Origin of the sequence: Streptococcus sp. HMSC068F04, assembly GCF_001837455.1 — a bacterium.
GTDB lineage: Bacteria > Bacillota > Bacilli > Lactobacillales > Streptococcaceae > Streptococcus > Streptococcus salivarius_D.
This window is the reverse complement of sequence record NZ_KV832464.1, coordinates 77,222-92,038: the sequence shown is the minus strand read 5'-3', so window position 1 is coordinate 92,038 and position 14,817 is coordinate 77,222. Positions and strand designations below refer to the sequence as shown.

The window sequence follows — 14,817 nt, the reverse complement described above, 5'->3', positions numbered from 1 at the left end:
GAATCTCAGCTTTTTACATGTAACCTAGGGGATAAGGAGGCAAGATGGATAATCGACCTATAGGATTTTTAGATTCTGGTGTCGGAGGACTGACGGTAGTACGTGAACTTAAACGTCAGTTGCCTCACGAGTCTATTGTTTATATTGGTGACTCTGCTAGGGCACCGTATGGTCCTAGACCGGCAGAACAAATCAGACAGTATACCTGGCAGTTGGTTAAATTCCTTCTGACCAAAGATGTAAAGATGATTGTTATTGCCTGTAATACGGCAACAGCAGTAGTTTGGGAGGAAATCAAAGGAGCCTTGGATATCCCAGTGCTAGGTGTGGTTTTGCCTGGTTCTAGTGCGGCTATTAAGTCTAGCCAATCGGGTCATATTGGTGTCATTGGGACTCCAATGACGATTGCCTCTAACATCTATGAACAAAAAATTAAGCATTTGGCACCACAAATGAATGTCTTGAGTTTATCTTGTCCTCGCTTTGCCCCTATTGTTGAATCCAATGAAATTAACTCAAGTGTGGCTAAAAAAATTGTTTATGAAAGCATGGCACCTTTAGTCGGTAAGGTAGATACCTTGGTTTTGGGTTGCACCCATTACCCACTTTTACGTTCCATCATCCAAAATGTTATGGGGCCAAGTGTCAAGCTAATTGATAGCGGAGCGGAAACAGTTCGTGATGTTTCTGTTTTGCTCAATTATTTTGAGATTAATCGTAGCCGTGAAGTCGAAGACAAGACGGAAGAATATTACACCACGGCTAGTGTGCTTGGTTTTAAAGAAATCGCAGAACAATGGCTAGGTGAAGAAGTTGCTGTCCAACATGTCGATTTGGACAAGGAGTTAGAAAATGACTAAATCAATTTTTGAATATAAAGACGAACAAGACTGGTATTTGGCTAGTTTTGGAAACTACAATCACTTGACTTGTTTTGGTGGTGATGAGGCCTATGAGCAATTTGTTGACTTTTTCCAAGCTTTGACTAACGTTTTGGCTGTTAGTGGCTTTCAGTTACATATTGCGAAACATTCTTCAGACCTTCGCTTGGTATCCTTTATTTTGGATTGCTTGAAAGAGGAAACTGGTCGTGACCTAGCTGTTACGCAACATCAAGGGGCTTTGGTAGTTAGTGAAGGAGATAAGCTTGTCTATGTACATGTGCCTAGAGAAGGTGTCGCCTTGAGCGATTTCTTTGGTTCTGATAACAAATCAGACTTTGGTGATGTCCTATTGATTGCGACACGCAATGAAGGAAAAACCAAGGAATTTCGTAAACTATTTGGAAAACTAGATATTAAGGTAGAGAATCTTAATGATTATCCAGACCTTCCTGAAGTTGCTGAAACGGGTATGACCTTTGAAGAAAATGCACGCTTGAAGGCGGAAACCATTTCTGAATTAACTGGTAAAATGGTCCTTTCAGATGACTCTGGTTTGCAGGTAGATGTTCTTGGAGGTTTACCAGGAGTTTGGTCTGCTCGCTTTGCTGGTCCTGATGCTACGGATGATGAAAATAATGCTAAATTATTACACGAGCTGGCTATGGTGCTTGATGATAGCAAACGTACTGCGAACTTCCATACAACCCTAGTTGTTGCAGCCCCTGGACGTGATAGTTTGGTTGTTGATGCCGACTGGAAGGGTTATATTGGCCGAGAACCGAAAGGTGACAATGGTTTTGGTTATGATCCACTCTTTTTAGTTGGTAATACGGGTAAAACGGCAGCAGAGCTTTCTGCAGAAGAGAAAAATGAACAATCTCACCGTGGACAAGCTGTTAAGAAACTTATGGAGGTCTTCCCAGCATGGCAGAACAAACAATAATCGTAATGAGCGACTCCCATGGAGAACGTGACATTGTAGTAGATATAAAAAATCGTTATCAGGGGAAGGTAGATGCTATTTTCCATAACGGAGATTCTGAGTTAGAATCAAGTGATCCTGTCTGGGAAGGTATCCATGTGGTTCGTGGCAACTGTGATTATGATTCAGGTTATCCAAAACGTTTGGTCGTAAAACTTGGTGATGTGATTATTGCACAAACACATGGTCATCTTTATGGCATTAATTTTACCTGGGACAAGTTAGATCTTTGGGCGCAACAAGAGGATGCAGATATTTGCCTCTATGGCCACTTGCATGCGGCAGCAGCTTGGCGAAATGGTAAGACAGTGTTTATCAACCCAGGATCTGTTTCACAGCCACGTGGACCTATCCATGAGAAACTTTATGCTAAGGTGATTATAAACAGTGCAAAAATTCGTGTAGAATATTACACACGTGACCATGAACTTTATTCAGAACTTACACAGGAATTTGAACGATGATTGCTAAAGAATTTGAAGATTTTTTGTTGGCTCATTTAGATAATTATTTAATTCCATCAGATCAGGTTGCTATTTTTATTGATAGTCACAACGCTGATCATGTGGTCTTGCTTTTGACAAGCAATGGTTATTCGCGCGTTCCCGTTTTGACTAAGGATAAGCACTATCTTGGGACCATATCTTTGACAGATATTAAGCGTTATCAAGATGAACATAACTTGCAAGAGTGGGAGATGGTTAACCGTGATATCGGACCGATGACATCAGATGTCGTGGAAACAGTGGAAGATAATGCCAATCTAAATGAGGTAATGCATAAGCTAGTTAATAATCCTTTCCTTCCTGTGGTTGACAGCCAAGGTATTTTCAAAGGAATTATCACACGAAAATCGATTCTAAAGGCGGTTAATAGCCTCTTACATGACTTTACACATGACTATATCATCATTCCAAAAACAACTGACAACTCAGATCACTGATTTTCTGGCTACTAAGGTCATTTCGGAGAGTTCAAAGCAAGCTTATGCTTATGATCTTAAGCAGTTTGCAACGTCGATTTCAGGACAAATTGATCAAACCAGTCTCAAGCTCTATGAAAACCAACTGAAGGAATGGAAGCCATCCGTACAAAAGCGTAAGCGCTCTGCGGTCAATCAATTTTTGCTATACCTCTATCAAAAGGGGGAATTAGAGAAATTTTTCAAACTATCAGAGACGGTTACGATACCTTCTCAGGAGGATAAGTTGCGAATACTGGATCTTTCATCGCTTTATGAGGGGCGTGAAGGGGTTGGTAAGCTGTCTTGTCTGCTGATTCTAGAGTTGGGGCTATTACCTTCAGAGATTTTGGAGTTGGACTGGTCCGATATTGACTTGGATTTTGGTGTTGTAACTGTGGCCAAGGGAAGCACTAAGCGTGTTCTCAGACTTGAAGCAGATGTGAAGCAGTATTTGTTGGCTATTAAAGATGTCAACAGCCAGGGCTTGCTTTTGGGTAAGGTCTATACTCGACAATGGCTGTATAAGCAAATCCAGACTTATGTTAGTGACTGTGGCTTATCGAATGTAACTGCTCAAGTCTTGCGTCAGCAATTTATTCTTAGACAGATTGAAAAGGGAACGGGCGCCTTTGAACTTGCTCGTTTACTGGGACTAAAAAGTCCAGTGACCTTGGAGAAATACTATAAAACCTAATGGATATTAAGTTAAAAGATTTTGAGGGGCCACTGGATTTGTTGCTCCATCTGGTTTCTAAGTATGAGGTAGACATTTACGATGTTCCCATTGTTGAAGTTATCGAGCAATATTTGGCTTATTTGGCAACCTTGCAAGCCATGAAGCTTGAAGTTGCTGGGGAATATATGCTTATGGCTAGTCAGCTCATGCTGATTAAGAGTCGTAAGCTTCTGCCCACAGTGGTGGAAGCTGAGCCTGAAGCAGATGATCCTGAACAAGAGCTCTTGAGTCAATTGGAAGAATATGCACGCTTCAAAGCAGCTAGTCAAGAGTTGGCTAAGCAGCATGAGGTACGAGCTCAGTATTTTTCAAAACCAAAAGTAGAATTGGTTTATGAAGATGTGACTCTGAATCAGGATAAGACCATTCAAGATATTTTCTTGGCTTTTTCAAAAATCATGGCTGAAAAGCAAGAAGAAATTCGCCGAAATCACACGACTATTGCGCGTGACGATTATAAAATTGAAGACATGATGCTGATTATTGAGGAAGCATTTGGCTCAAAAAATGAACTACATTTAGATGAACTTTTCACCGATGCTAAAGATATGAATCAAGTAATCACCCTCTTTTTGGCAACTCTTGAATTGATTAAGGTACATCGCATATCAGTACAACAGGAAACAATTTTTGGAACAATCACACTAAGAAAGGAATGGACGAATGAGTAGTCACTTAGCACGATTAGAAGCTTTACTTTTTGTGGCAGGTGAAGATGGTCTTAGTCTACGTACTATGGCACAGCTTTTGGAAATGCCAGTGACAGGTCTGACTCAGTCCTTGGAAAAATTGCAAGCCAAGTATGAGGCAGATGAGGATTCAGCTCTTTATTTATTGGAATCGTCAAATACCTATAAGCTGGTGACTAAGCCAGATTTTGCAAGTCTCCTTCGTGACTATTCTAAAACGCCAATCAACCAAAGTCTATCCAGAGCGAGTCTTGAGGTTCTCTCTATAGTTGCTTATAAACAGCCTATTACACGTGCTGAAGTCGATGACATTAGAGGTGTTAATTCTAGTGGTGCTATTGCTAAACTTCAGGCCTTCAATCTCATTCAAGAGGCTGGTAAAAAAGATGCTGTCGGTCGTCCTAACCTATATGCGACTACTGATTATTTCCTAGACTATATGGGGATCAACAGTTTAGATGAACTTGTGGCGATTGATCAACTAGAACTTGAAGAGCAGGAAACGAGTCTCTTTAGGGAAGATGCTCCAGAAGAACTTGAGGACTTGGACAATTAAGAGTAAATTTTGTTGAAACTAATCATTAAAAATAAAGAAACATAGCAGAGATGCTAGGTAGAAAGGATACAGCTTAAGCTGTAGAAAAAGAATGCGAATTAATAAATATATTGCCCACGCTGGTGTGGCCAGCCGTCGTAAGGCTGAGGAACTGATTAAAGAAGGTCGTGTGACCCTAAATGGGAAGACCGTTACGGAATTGGCAACCATTGTCAAAAATGGTGACATTGTTGAGGTAAATGGTAGCCCAATTTATAATGAAGAGAAGGTCTATTATCTTCTTAATAAACCACGAGGGGTTATTTCTTCGGTATCTGATGAGAAAAATCGTAAGACGGTTATTGACCTCATGCCCCACGTTAAGGAACGTATCTATCCTGTTGGCCGTCTTGACTGGGATACGACTGGTCTTCTTATTTTGACTAATGATGGTGACTTTACTGATAAAATGATTCACCCACGTAATGAGATTGACAAGGTTTATTTGGCGCGTGTCAAAGGTATTGCGACCAAGGAGAACCTCCGTCCATTAACTCGTGGTGTGGTCATTGATGGCAAGAAAACCAAGCCAGCACGTTACAATATTATCAAAGTTGACCATGAAAAGAATCGTTCAGTTGTCGAATTGACAATTCATGAAGGGCGTAACCACCAGGTTAAGAAAATGTTTGAATCAGTGGGCTTGCTCGTTGATAAGTTGTCTCGTACACGTTTTGGGACCCTTGATTTGACAGGGCTTCGTCCAGGTGAATCACGCCGTCTAAATAAGAAAGAAATCAGCCAGCTTCATAACGCTGCTGTCAATAAGGTTAAATAATGAAAAGATTTCTGATTGCCTTGGTCAGGGCTTATCAGAGATGGATTTCTCCCCTATTTCCACCGTCTTGTCGTTTTCGTCCAACTTGTTCGGTTTATATGATTCAAGCAATAGAAAAGCACGGTTTAAAGGGAGTTCTTATGGGAATTGCCCGTATCTTAAGATGTCACCCTTTATCAGAGACTGGAGATGATCCGGTGCCAGATTATTTTAGTCTAAAACGTAATAAAACTCCTTTGGATAAATGAATCCAAAGGAGTTTTTCTATGCTTAAGTTTTTGACCAAGTTTTTGGTAGGAAGAGGAGTAATAAAGGATAGATTTCCAAACGTCCTGCAATCATAGCAAATCCCATGATAAGTTTAGATAAAGGACTGAAAATAGCAAAGCTATCACTCGTTCCAAGTAAAGGTCCAATGTTGTTAAAGGTTGAAGCAGCAGCACTTGTCACAATCAAGAGATCTTGATTATCCAGTGACAAAACAGTGACTAAACTTAGTATAATGAGTACATATACAGCTAGATATTTAAGAACACTGTGCTGAGTTTCTTTATCGAGAACACTTCCATTAATATGAAGTGACAGGATACGATTAGGATAGAGGCTAGCTAGGGTCTGATTTCGTGCAATCTTAGCAATAATCATAGCACGGATAACCTTGAAACCACCAGCTGTAGACCCTGCTGACCCCCCGATAAACATCAGGAGGAGTAGGATATACTGAGAAAAGAGTGGCCATTTGGTAATATCTGTCAGACCAAAACCAGTTGTTGTGATAATGGTTGACACTTCGAAAAATGAGTATTTGAAAGAGTCAGCCAAATTGTGGTAGATTCCAAAAATATTGAGGATAATCAAACCAGTTGAAATAGCCACAATCGCAAAGTAGGTACGTAGTTCTTCATCTTGGAAGAAAAACTTGATTTTGCGAAGGAGGATATAGAAATAAAGGTTGAAGTTAACCCCAAAGAGTAGGGTACCAACAGTAACCACATAGGTAATCAGATCGCTGTGGTAGTGGGCGATAGAGTCATTATAGACAGCAAATCCCCCAGTACCTGCGCCCCCCATAGCAGTGATGATACTATCAAAGATTGGCATACCGCAAAGCCAGAGAATAACAGCAAAAATAACGAACATGGTTAAATAGATGATGTAAAGAATTTGAGCTGTATTTTTGAGCTTGGCCACGACCTTACCAAAAACTGGACCAGGCACCTCTGCACGCATAACCTCATGGTGACCATTTTTACTGTTGTTCATGATGGCTAGGGCAAAGACCAATACCCCCATCCCTCCAATCAAGTGGGCGAAGCTTCGCCAGAAGAGGAGGGAGTGGGTAAGTACACCAGTATCTGTGAGAATAGTAGCCCCCGTGGTTGTGAAACCAGAGCTCATCTCGAAGAAGGCATCAATGACACTCGGAATCTGACCGGCAAAGACGAAGGGCAATCCTCCAAAGAAGGACCAGAGCACCCAACAGAGGGCTACAATAAGCATCCCTTCTTTGGTGTAAATATGGTAGTTCTTCGGTTTAAAGAGAGTACCAAGCACTCCGAGAAAGAGGAGAATCCCCATCGTACCCAAGATGCTGGCAAATACTTTGGCATCTTCATGATAAATGAGGGCAACGATAAGTGGTACAACCAAGAGAGCAGCCTCAATAAGCAGGAGCTTGGCAATAAGAAAACGGACAATAGATCGATTCATGGCAGCTTACCTCTTCAACAAGTCGTAAATATGAGTTACATTTTGTAAGAGTGTAACGACCACGATTTTATCCCCAATAGCGAGTCTGTCTTCTCCCTTTGGGAAAATAGATTTTCCATTGCGGATAATAGCAGCGATAAGGACACCATTAGCAAATTCAAGCTCAGAAAGTTTCTTCCCGGCGATTTTGTTGTTTTCCTTAATTTGGAATTGCAAGGTTTCGATACGACCATTAGCCACATGGTGAAGGGCATCGAGACTAGAGTCTTTAGCATTATAACGCCCACGGACAAAGTGCATTACAGTGTCAACGGCAATACTCTTAGGTGTGACAATTGTTGTTGTCTCACGTGTATCGATAATCTCTAAAAGACTAGTACGGTTGACTTTAGTAATATTCTTGTGAATACCAAGGCTTTCGAGGAACATAGAGGTGATGATATTTTCTTCATCTACTCCAGTTAGGGTAGCTACGGCATCATAACTGGCTGCACTTTCCTCGAGAAGAAGGTCTTTAGCAGTACCATCACCTAAGATAACAGAAACTTCAGGGAAGACTTGACTAAAGGTTTGCGCACGGTCCATTTTTTGCTCAATCAATTTGACCTTAATACGATTGTTTTTCAAGATATTGAGCAAGTAGTAGGAGATACGTCCAGCACCAATCAACAAAAGTTTTTTGATACTTTTTGGCTTGATGTAACTGTGGAAAAGCGCCATATCAACACGTTTACCAGTGACATAAATCTTATCCCCAATTTGCATGGTAGCATTCCCATCTGGAATGATGAGCTCACCTTGACGGTCAATCGTACAAACTAGAATATTGCCGAATTTCTTACGGAATTGTTCCATTGTCATACCAGACAATTGGCTATTTTCAGTGACTTTAAATGCCATAAGAATAACGCGTCCATTAGCAAAAGTCTCAACTGATAGGGCGTTTGGAAATTCAACTGTATTGGCAATATAGCGAGCTGTTAAAAGTTCAGGATTAACTACTAATGAGAATCCAAGAAAGTTTTTGTCTTTGAAATAAGCATTAGAGTATTCTGGGTTACGCACACGAACAATAGTTTCTTTGGCACCCATTTGTTTAGCCAGAACGGCTGAAATCATGTTAACTTCATCTTTGTCAGTCATCGCGATAAAGACATCGCAGTTGCTAACCTCGGCTTGCTCCAGAATTTTAAAATTAGCCCCATTTCCAGCAAAGCCCATAACATCATAACGTTTGCTGAGGCGTTTGAGGACCTCTTCCTTTTCTTCAATTAAAATAACATCGTGCTTCTCTTCAACAAGAGAACGGCAGAGTGCGGTACCGACTTTACCGGCACCTACGACAATAATACGCATGAGTTACCTCCAAATAATCATTACTATGATACTCTATTTTAGCGGAAAAATCATCCTTTTCAGCTAGCTTTATCAACTATTCCTATTTAAGTGAATAAAGGTAAAATTTTTCTTTAAATAGTCTTGACTTTTAGACTAGAAGTGCTAAAATATATTCAAAGATTCGTTATTTTAAATCTAACCTGTCATGATTTAAGCTAATGAACGTCCATAACCATGTCGTCTGCTGAGCTTGACTCCGGGCGACATGGTATTTTTTATGTCTAGGAGAATTGAGATGTCACGTAATCATATTGTCTTGTTTGAACCTCGTATTCCACAAAATACCGGAAATATTGCACGTACCTGTGCAGCGACTAATAGCCCTCTTCATATCATCCGTCCTATGGGCTTTCCAATTGATGACAAGAAAATGAAGCGTGCAGGTCTAGACTACTGGGATAAGCTTGACATCACTTATTATGACAATTTGGCAGATTTCATGTCTAAAAATCAGGATGGTCGTTTGCATCTAGTTACCAAGTTTGCGGATAAGACTTATTCAGAAGAAGCCTATGCTGATGGTGAGGACCACTATTTTATGTTTGGTCGTGAGGATACAGGCCTACCTGAAGATTTTATGCGTGAGCATCCTGAAAAAGCTATTCGTATTCCGATGAATGATGAACATGTGCGTAGTCTAAATGTGTCCAACACTGTTTGTATGATTGTTTACGAAGCACTTCGTCAGCAACAGTTTGAGGGCTTGGAGCTGAGTCATCGTTATCAGCATGACAAATTAAAATAGAGGTCTATTTTCTCTTATAAGAGTATCTATAGTCATTGACTATCAACAGATTAGAAATCCATAATTTGAGAACCTTGTCACCAAGGTTTTTTTATGTTATTCTTAAAAGGTCTTCAGGGCAGGGTGAAACTCCCGACCGGCGGTGATTCTATAGATAAGTCCGCGAGCGCAAGCTGATGAGGTGTGATTCCTCAACCGACAGTACAGTCTGGATGGAAGAAGACCAGTCTTTTTGCGTAGGCTTTTTTGGCATAGGCAAATCCATTGGGAACTTCTTTCAAATTGTTAAAATTTGGAGGAATTTTTTTATGACAAACACACGTAAATTGGCTTACATTGCCATTTTATCCGCAGTTTCATTCTTGTTGCTTTATTTTTCATTTCCATTGATTCCAGCAGCAGACTTTTTGAAGGTTGATTTTTCAATCCTTCCTGTTCTGATTGCCTTGGTTATCTTTGATTTTAAGAGTGCCATTGGTGTTCTCTTGCTTCGTTCATTGTTGAAGCTTTTGCTAAACAATGGTGGTCCAGGATCAATGATTGGACTTCCTATGAATTTCGTTGCTCTAGGAGTCTTTGTTTGGGGCCTAAGCTATTTTTGGAAGAAAAATCAAACAAGCAAGAATTATATTTTTGGTTCTGTTGTAGGAACTGTCTTGCTTACAGTTGCTATGGTTATTCTTAACTATATTTATGCAGTACCACTCTATGCTAAATTTGCCAACTTTGATATTGCGCAATTCATAGGTCTCTATAAATATCTTTTCGCTATGGTAGTACCTTTCAATTTACTTCAAGGATTGATTTTTGCGGTAGCCTTTGCTCTGATTTATGCTCCACTTAAGTCTATTCTAGTAAAATTATAAATATGAAACACAAACACACACATTATATTTATGCTTCTTTTGCCTTATTGTTATTTGTTGCTCTCGGTTACATGGTTAAGTTCTACCCTGAAGCCTTGACAGGATTTGATAGCAACATTCAAACTTGGGTTCGAGGAGACTTACCGGCAGGACTGACACGCTTTTTTAAAACGATTACCATACTTGGAAATACGCCCGTACAGGCTATTATTGCAATCGTAGCAGTAATCTGGCTTTATCTACGTCAGTATAAAGCAGAAGCTATCTTTGTAGGTGCCAGTGGGCTTCTCGCTAGTATCTTGATTGTAAGTTTAAAGTATATTTATCAGCGTCAACGCCCATCAATTACGCATTTAGTGCATGCTAGTGGTTATTCTTTCCCTAGTGGTCATTCTTTGGGAACTTTTATGATTCTTGGAGCAATTGCCATTGTTCTTGCTCAGCGTTTGGCGAAAAAAGAATCTAAAATAGCAGTTTATGCTATTACTGGGCTTCTGATTTTCCTTGTTGGACTTTCGCGTATTTATGTGGGTGTTCATTATCCAACAGATGTTTTAGCTGGCTTTACCTTAGCCTTTGGGTTGCTTAATGCTATCTATCCAACTTATGACCGCATTCGCTTTGAATGGCGATTCCAAAGTAAACAGAATTAAAACAAACATGTAGTTTTGAACTGCATGTTTTTTTGATGCAAAGGAAGGGCCTTCTTATATAAAATGTATAAAAATATCTTTTCTTGACTATTATTCTGTTAAAAACACATTAACTGTATATTAATTGTATTATAATTATGATATAATGTTTTTAAACTTTTGAATAAAGGAGAGTCTCTTGAACATAAAAGACAGCATTGGACTAAGAATTAAAACTGAGCGTGAACGTCAGCAGATGTCACGTGAGGTGCTATGTTTAGATGGTGCGGAGTTGACTGTTCGCCAGTTAATTCGCATTGAAAAAGGGGAATCTCTCCCGTCTTTAGATAGACTATCTTACATCGCAAAACGTCTAGGAAAAAATATGGCCGATCTATTGGATCATGACAATATTACTATCCCTGATGAATATTATGAGATGAAGAATCGTTTGATTAAGTTTCCAACGTACAGAAACCCAGAAAGAATAAAGGATAAACTTGCCTTAATTGAGGAAGTCTATGAGAAATTCTTTGAACTTCTTCCAGAAGAAGAACTATTAACTCTAGATATTTTGGAAAATATATTAAGTTTCACTAGTTGGGAGGAGAGTCCAAAGGTTGAGGAAATATATGAAGATTTATTTGAACAGGTCAAAAGGAAGAAGAAATTCTCAACTAACGATTTATTAGTTATTGACTATTATTTCTTCCATCTTTATGGAAGAAAACAGTATGACAAAAAACTTTTTGAAAAAATCGTAAAGAGAGTATTAAATCAGGAAATTTGGACAGATGATGTCCATAATATTGTTTTATTTAATGATTTGATGGCTATTGCTGCTTTGAAGATTTTTCACAATTCCTTTTCAGACTTCTTAACAGTTGTGGATAAAGCATTAGCCGTTATAGAAAAATCACAATTCTATAGCTATAAACCTAGTGTTTTTGTTCTCAAAGCTAAATATGAACTTCTGCATAAGGAAAATAAGAAAAAGGCTGCAGAGAATTACGATAAGGCCATAATGTTTGCTTCCGTTTTAGAAGACTCGGTTTTAGAAGAAAGTATAAAAGCAGGGAAAGCGGCAGATGGTTTATAGAAATGGTGGTGACATAAATGTCACTACTTTTTTAATGGTTAAATGTTTACTATAGAAACATAAATAACAGTTAAAAGGAGTTTTATTTTGAAAAAACTAAATTTATTTACACTATTCTCACTACTTATCACTATCTTGCCTTATTTCACAGGTTGTCTTTAATAAGGAGTCACCATGTCAAAATATCCATATATTTCACAGATTGATCAGCGTGATTGTGGTGTCGCTGCCTTAGCCATGATTCTTAAACACTATGGTTCATCTTATAGTTTAGCTTATTTGCGGGAGTTGGCTCAGACTTCTCGTGAAGGCACTTCTGCGCTTGGTTTGGTTGAAGCGGCCAAGCAGTTGGGTCTTGAAACTCAGGCTATTCGTGCGGATTTAGACTTGTTTAAACAAGAAAACCTATCTTATCCTTTTATTGCACATGTGGTTAAAGAAGGTGGATTGCAACATTATTATACGGTGTTTGGTCAAATCAAGGGGAAGCTTGTTATTGGTGATCCAGATCCTAGCAAGAAGGTCATTAAAATGCCCTTAGAGGAGTTTGCCAAAGAGTGGACAGGAGTTGCTCTCTTTTTTGTTCCAGGAGAAACCTACACTAAATACAAAGAAGATGTGCCTGAGCTTCTTTCATTTTTACCGATTTTGTTCCGTCGTAAGGGTTTGATTGCAGTTATTGTCTTGTTAAGTTTTCTAGTGACCCTAGTTAATATCATTGGTTCTTATTATTTGCAATCTATTATTGACCGCTTGATTCCTCAGGAGGCCTACACTCTTCTAACCATGATTTCACTGGGTCTATGTATCTCTTATCTAGCTCAACAAGTATTTACTTTTTTCAAAGATTATCTTCTACATCGATTGGGAAATTACTTATCCATTGCTGTCATTCTTCCTTATATTAAGCATGTCCTTTCCTTGCCTATTAGTTTCTTTAGTTCACGTCGCACTGGTGAAATCACGTCACGTTTTGGAGATGCCAACACTATTATCGATGCTCTAGCTTCAACGATTTTATCGATTTTCCTAGATGTGACCATTGTGATGACTTTAGCTGTGGCCCTTATTTTACAAAATCAGTCACTTTTTGTGATGACTCTCACGGTAGTTCCTCTTTATGTGTTAATCATTTTGGCCTTCTATAAGCTTTTTGAAAAGGAAAATTATCAATTGATGGAGGCAAATAGTCAGGTCAATACCGCTGTTATTGATGATTTGCGAGGCATTGAAACCTTAAAATCCTTGAGAGTTGAAGAAAGACGCTATCAGGAAATTGAGGTGAAATTCCATGACTATTTGAAGAAGTCTTTGTCTAAGGCCAAGTGGCAATTAACGCAGGATGGTTTAAAGACAGGGGTTCAGTTAGTTTCCAATGTCTTTATCCTCTGGTATGGGGCACAATTGGTCATGGAAGGGCAACTATCTGCAGGTCAGTTGATTACTTATAATATGTTGCTGAATTATTTTACAACTCCTTTAATTAATATTATCAATCTCCAATCCAAAATTCAGCAAGCCAAAGTAGCCAATAATCGTCTTCAAGAAGTTTATGTTGTGGATAAGGAAGAAGAAGGAAAACTTAAAGAGTTATCTTTTAAACAACTTGCTCTTAAAGGAGTCAGTCACCGTTTTAGTTATCAGCAAGAGACGCTTAGTAAGATTGATTTAACGATTCATAAGGGTGAGAAAATCGCCCTCATGGGTAAAAGTGGATCTGGGAAAACAACCTTAGCGAAAATGTTGTCAGGTTATTACACAAAATCTAGTGGTCATGTAACCCTAGATAAAGATGCTATTAGCCATGCGGAGCTGCGTCAAATGGTGACTTACGTTCCCCAGCAGACCTATGTGTTTACAGGAACCATTTTAGAAAATCTGCTATTAGGATATGAAGGAGAAGTTGATGAGAAAAAGCTTCTTAAAGTTTGCCAACAAGCTGATATCTTAGAGGATATTCAAAAAATGCCACTAGGTTTTCAGACCCAAGTATCTGAAGACGGTGGTCTATCTGGTGGTCAAAAACAACGCTTGGCGATAGCGAGGGCCCTCTTGTCCAAGCAGCCTATCTTGGTTTTTGACGAAGCTACCAGTGGTCTTGATAGTGATACTGAAAGCAGGGTCATGGCTAATCTTGCTAAGATTAAACGAACAATGATTTTTATTGCTCACCGCAATAGTGTCCGTCAACATGTCAGTCGTGTGGTGACCATGGTGAGTGGCCAGATTGAGTCAGACAGTCCTAATTTCAATCCATTCCAGTTTATTTAAAAAATCTTCCTATTATATATGTATAAAACTTAAGAAGTCTAAATTTTCACATCTTGCACCTATCTTCTTTATATAGTATACTGGTAGCATATTATTAAGAGGTGTAAACATGTTAGAGGCATATAAAAATTTTTGGTTAGGCTATCTCGATTTTTATGGTCGTACAAAACGATCAGACTATTGGTGGGTTGTCTTGATTAATGGAGTTATTGGTACTTTGATTTTCCTACTGATGAACCTGCTTGGGCAAACAAAAGCTGCTGGCTTTACATTGACAGCTTTTATTCTATTTATAACAGCAACGGCGCTTCCCACAATTTCAATTCAGATTCGTCGTCTACGTGATGCCAATTTCAATGTTGCTTGGATTGTATTAAAAGCGACACCACTACTAGTAGTACTTTGGGTGATGTATGCCTTTCCTACAAGAGATTCAAAATAACTCCAATATAAAAAGGGTGAAACTAG

At 39.1% G+C, this 14,817-nt stretch carries 17 protein-coding genes and 1 riboswitch; of the genes, 15 read left to right on the top strand and 2 right to left on the bottom strand.

What is annotated here, in order from left to right; genetic code table 11:
• The first annotated feature begins 44 nt into the window (after window positions 1-44).
• The 9 genes from racE (at window position 45) to yidD (ending at window position 5,876) form a co-directional block, all read left to right on the top strand.
• Window positions 45-860, top strand: a complete 816-nt coding sequence (racE, locus tag HMPREF2571_RS02215) for a glutamate racemase (protein ID WP_013990027.1) — start codon at window positions 45-47, stop codon at window positions 858-860.
• On the top strand, window positions 853-1,827 hold the full coding sequence (locus tag HMPREF2571_RS02210; RefSeq protein ID WP_013990028.1) for a nucleoside-triphosphate diphosphatase: 975 nt from the start codon (window positions 853-855) through the stop codon (window positions 1,825-1,827). Before racE ends, HMPREF2571_RS02210 begins: the two co-directional genes overlap by 8 nt.
• Window positions 1,809-2,330: a metallophosphoesterase gene (locus HMPREF2571_RS02205; protein WP_041817184.1), complete on the top strand. Its 522-nt coding sequence runs from the start codon at window positions 1,809-1,811 to the stop codon at window positions 2,328-2,330. Before HMPREF2571_RS02210 ends, HMPREF2571_RS02205 begins: the two co-directional genes overlap by 19 nt.
• The gene (gene cbpB, locus HMPREF2571_RS02200) at window positions 2,327-2,809 is read left to right on the top strand and encodes a cyclic-di-AMP-binding protein CbpB (protein WP_002883680.1); all 483 of its coding nucleotides are present in this window, start codon (window positions 2,327-2,329) and stop codon (window positions 2,807-2,809) included. Before HMPREF2571_RS02205 ends, cbpB begins: the two co-directional genes overlap by 4 nt.
• Window positions 2,763-3,524: a site-specific tyrosine recombinase XerD gene (gene xerD / locus HMPREF2571_RS02195; RefSeq protein ID WP_013990030.1), complete on the top strand. Its 762-nt coding sequence runs from the start codon at window positions 2,763-2,765 to the stop codon at window positions 3,522-3,524. Before cbpB ends, xerD begins: the two co-directional genes overlap by 47 nt.
• Window positions 3,524-4,237, top strand: coding sequence for a segregation/condensation protein A (locus tag HMPREF2571_RS02190; protein WP_013990031.1), 714 nt, complete (start codon window positions 3,524-3,526; stop codon window positions 4,235-4,237). The genes xerD and HMPREF2571_RS02190 overlap by 1 nt, the downstream gene beginning before the upstream one ends.
• Complete coding sequence (gene scpB, locus HMPREF2571_RS02185) at window positions 4,230-4,811, top strand: SMC-Scp complex subunit ScpB (protein WP_013990032.1); 582 nt, start codon at window positions 4,230-4,232, stop codon at window positions 4,809-4,811. The genes HMPREF2571_RS02190 and scpB overlap by 8 nt, the downstream gene beginning before the upstream one ends.
• A gap of 91 nt (window positions 4,812-4,902) precedes the next feature.
• Window positions 4,903-5,628, top strand: coding sequence for a pseudouridine synthase (locus HMPREF2571_RS02180; protein WP_002883686.1), 726 nt, complete (start codon window positions 4,903-4,905; stop codon window positions 5,626-5,628).
• Entirely contained in the window at window positions 5,628-5,876 is a 249-nt protein-coding gene (yidD, locus tag HMPREF2571_RS02175; RefSeq protein ID WP_013990033.1) for a membrane protein insertion efficiency factor YidD, read from the top strand. Before HMPREF2571_RS02180 ends, yidD begins: the two co-directional genes overlap by 1 nt.
• A 22-nt stretch (window positions 5,877-5,898) precedes the next feature.
• Here yidD and HMPREF2571_RS02170 read toward each other — a convergent pair whose 3' ends face one another.
• Both HMPREF2571_RS02170 and trkA read right to left on the bottom strand, forming a co-directional pair.
• A complete protein-coding gene (locus HMPREF2571_RS02170) occupies window positions 5,899-7,338 on the bottom strand; it encodes a TrkH family potassium uptake protein (protein ID WP_013990034.1) in 1,440 nt (479 codons plus the stop codon).
• Between the two features lie 6 nt (window positions 7,339-7,344).
• Window positions 7,345-8,694, bottom strand: coding sequence for a Trk system potassium transporter TrkA (gene trkA, locus HMPREF2571_RS02165; protein ID WP_013990035.1), 1,350 nt, complete (start codon window positions 8,692-8,694; stop codon window positions 7,345-7,347).
• 277 nt (window positions 8,695-8,971) lie between these two features.
• Here trkA and HMPREF2571_RS02160 point away from each other — a divergent pair, with 277 nt between their 5' ends.
• The 6 genes from HMPREF2571_RS02160 (at window position 8,972) to HMPREF2571_RS02135 (ending at window position 14,791) form a co-directional block, all read left to right on the top strand.
• Window positions 8,972-9,481 (top strand): tRNA (cytidine(34)-2'-O)-methyltransferase, encoded by a 510-nt coding sequence (locus HMPREF2571_RS02160; protein WP_013990036.1) that lies wholly within the window; start codon window positions 8,972-8,974, stop codon window positions 9,479-9,481.
• Window positions 9,482-9,586: 105 nt separating this feature from the next.
• Window positions 9,587-9,709, top strand: a riboswitch (FMN riboswitch).
• 80 nt (window positions 9,710-9,789) lie between these two features.
• Complete coding sequence (locus HMPREF2571_RS02155) at window positions 9,790-10,347, top strand: ECF transporter S component (protein WP_013990037.1); 558 nt, start codon at window positions 9,790-9,792, stop codon at window positions 10,345-10,347.
• Window positions 10,348-10,349: 2 nt separating this feature from the next.
• Entirely contained in the window at window positions 10,350-11,000 is a 651-nt protein-coding gene (locus HMPREF2571_RS02150) for a phosphatase PAP2 family protein (RefSeq protein WP_013990038.1), read from the top strand.
• A gap of 178 nt (window positions 11,001-11,178) precedes the next feature.
• Window positions 11,179-12,078, top strand: a complete 900-nt coding sequence (locus tag HMPREF2571_RS02145) for a helix-turn-helix transcriptional regulator (protein WP_045768781.1) — start codon at window positions 11,179-11,181, stop codon at window positions 12,076-12,078.
• Between the two features lie 174 nt (window positions 12,079-12,252).
• Entirely contained in the window at window positions 12,253-14,349 is a 2,097-nt protein-coding gene (locus HMPREF2571_RS02140) for a peptide cleavage/export ABC transporter (RefSeq protein ID WP_013990040.1), read from the top strand.
• Between the two features lie 109 nt (window positions 14,350-14,458).
• A complete protein-coding gene (locus HMPREF2571_RS02135; RefSeq protein ID WP_013990041.1) occupies window positions 14,459-14,791 on the top strand; it encodes a DUF805 domain-containing protein in 333 nt (110 codons plus the stop codon).
• Window positions 14,792-14,817: the final 26 nt, after the last annotated feature.

Excerpts from the sequence above, each read along its gene's own strand:
- HMPREF2571_RS02205 (WP_041817184.1), top strand. The coding sequence starts at position 1,809 with ATGGCAGAACAAACAATAATCGTAATGAGCGACTCCCATGGAGAACGT.
- HMPREF2571_RS02155 (WP_013990037.1), top strand. The coding sequence starts at position 9,790 with ATGACAAACACACGTAAATTGGCTTACATTGCCATTTTATCCGCAGTT.
- HMPREF2571_RS02140 (WP_013990040.1), top strand. The coding sequence starts at position 12,253 with ATGTCAAAATATCCATATATTTCACAGATTGATCAGCGTGATTGTGGT.
- scpB (WP_013990032.1), top strand. The coding sequence starts at position 4,230 with ATGAGTAGTCACTTAGCACGATTAGAAGCTTTACTTTTTGTGGCAGGT.
- racE (WP_013990027.1), top strand. The coding sequence starts at position 45 with ATGGATAATCGACCTATAGGATTTTTAGATTCTGGTGTCGGAGGACTG.
- HMPREF2571_RS02150 (WP_013990038.1), top strand. The coding sequence starts at position 10,350 with ATGAAACACAAACACACACATTATATTTATGCTTCTTTTGCCTTATTG.
- HMPREF2571_RS02210 (WP_013990028.1), top strand. The coding sequence starts at position 853 with ATGACTAAATCAATTTTTGAATATAAAGACGAACAAGACTGGTATTTG.
- xerD (WP_013990030.1), top strand. The coding sequence starts at position 2,763 with ATGACTATATCATCATTCCAAAAACAACTGACAACTCAGATCACTGAT.
- trkA (WP_013990035.1), bottom strand. The coding sequence starts at position 8,694 with ATGCGTATTATTGTCGTAGGTGCCGGTAAAGTCGGTACCGCACTCTGC.
- HMPREF2571_RS02190 (WP_013990031.1), top strand. The coding sequence starts at position 3,524 with ATGGATATTAAGTTAAAAGATTTTGAGGGGCCACTGGATTTGTTGCTC.
- yidD (WP_013990033.1), top strand. The coding sequence starts at position 5,628 with ATGAAAAGATTTCTGATTGCCTTGGTCAGGGCTTATCAGAGATGGATT.
- HMPREF2571_RS02160 (WP_013990036.1), top strand. The coding sequence starts at position 8,972 with ATGTCACGTAATCATATTGTCTTGTTTGAACCTCGTATTCCACAAAAT.
- HMPREF2571_RS02180 (WP_002883686.1), top strand. The coding sequence starts at position 4,903 with ATGCGAATTAATAAATATATTGCCCACGCTGGTGTGGCCAGCCGTCGT.
- HMPREF2571_RS02170 (WP_013990034.1), bottom strand. The coding sequence starts at position 7,338 with ATGAATCGATCTATTGTCCGTTTTCTTATTGCCAAGCTCCTGCTTATT.
- cbpB (WP_002883680.1), top strand. The coding sequence starts at position 2,327 with ATGATTGCTAAAGAATTTGAAGATTTTTTGTTGGCTCATTTAGATAAT.
- HMPREF2571_RS02135 (WP_013990041.1), top strand. The coding sequence starts at position 14,459 with ATGTTAGAGGCATATAAAAATTTTTGGTTAGGCTATCTCGATTTTTAT.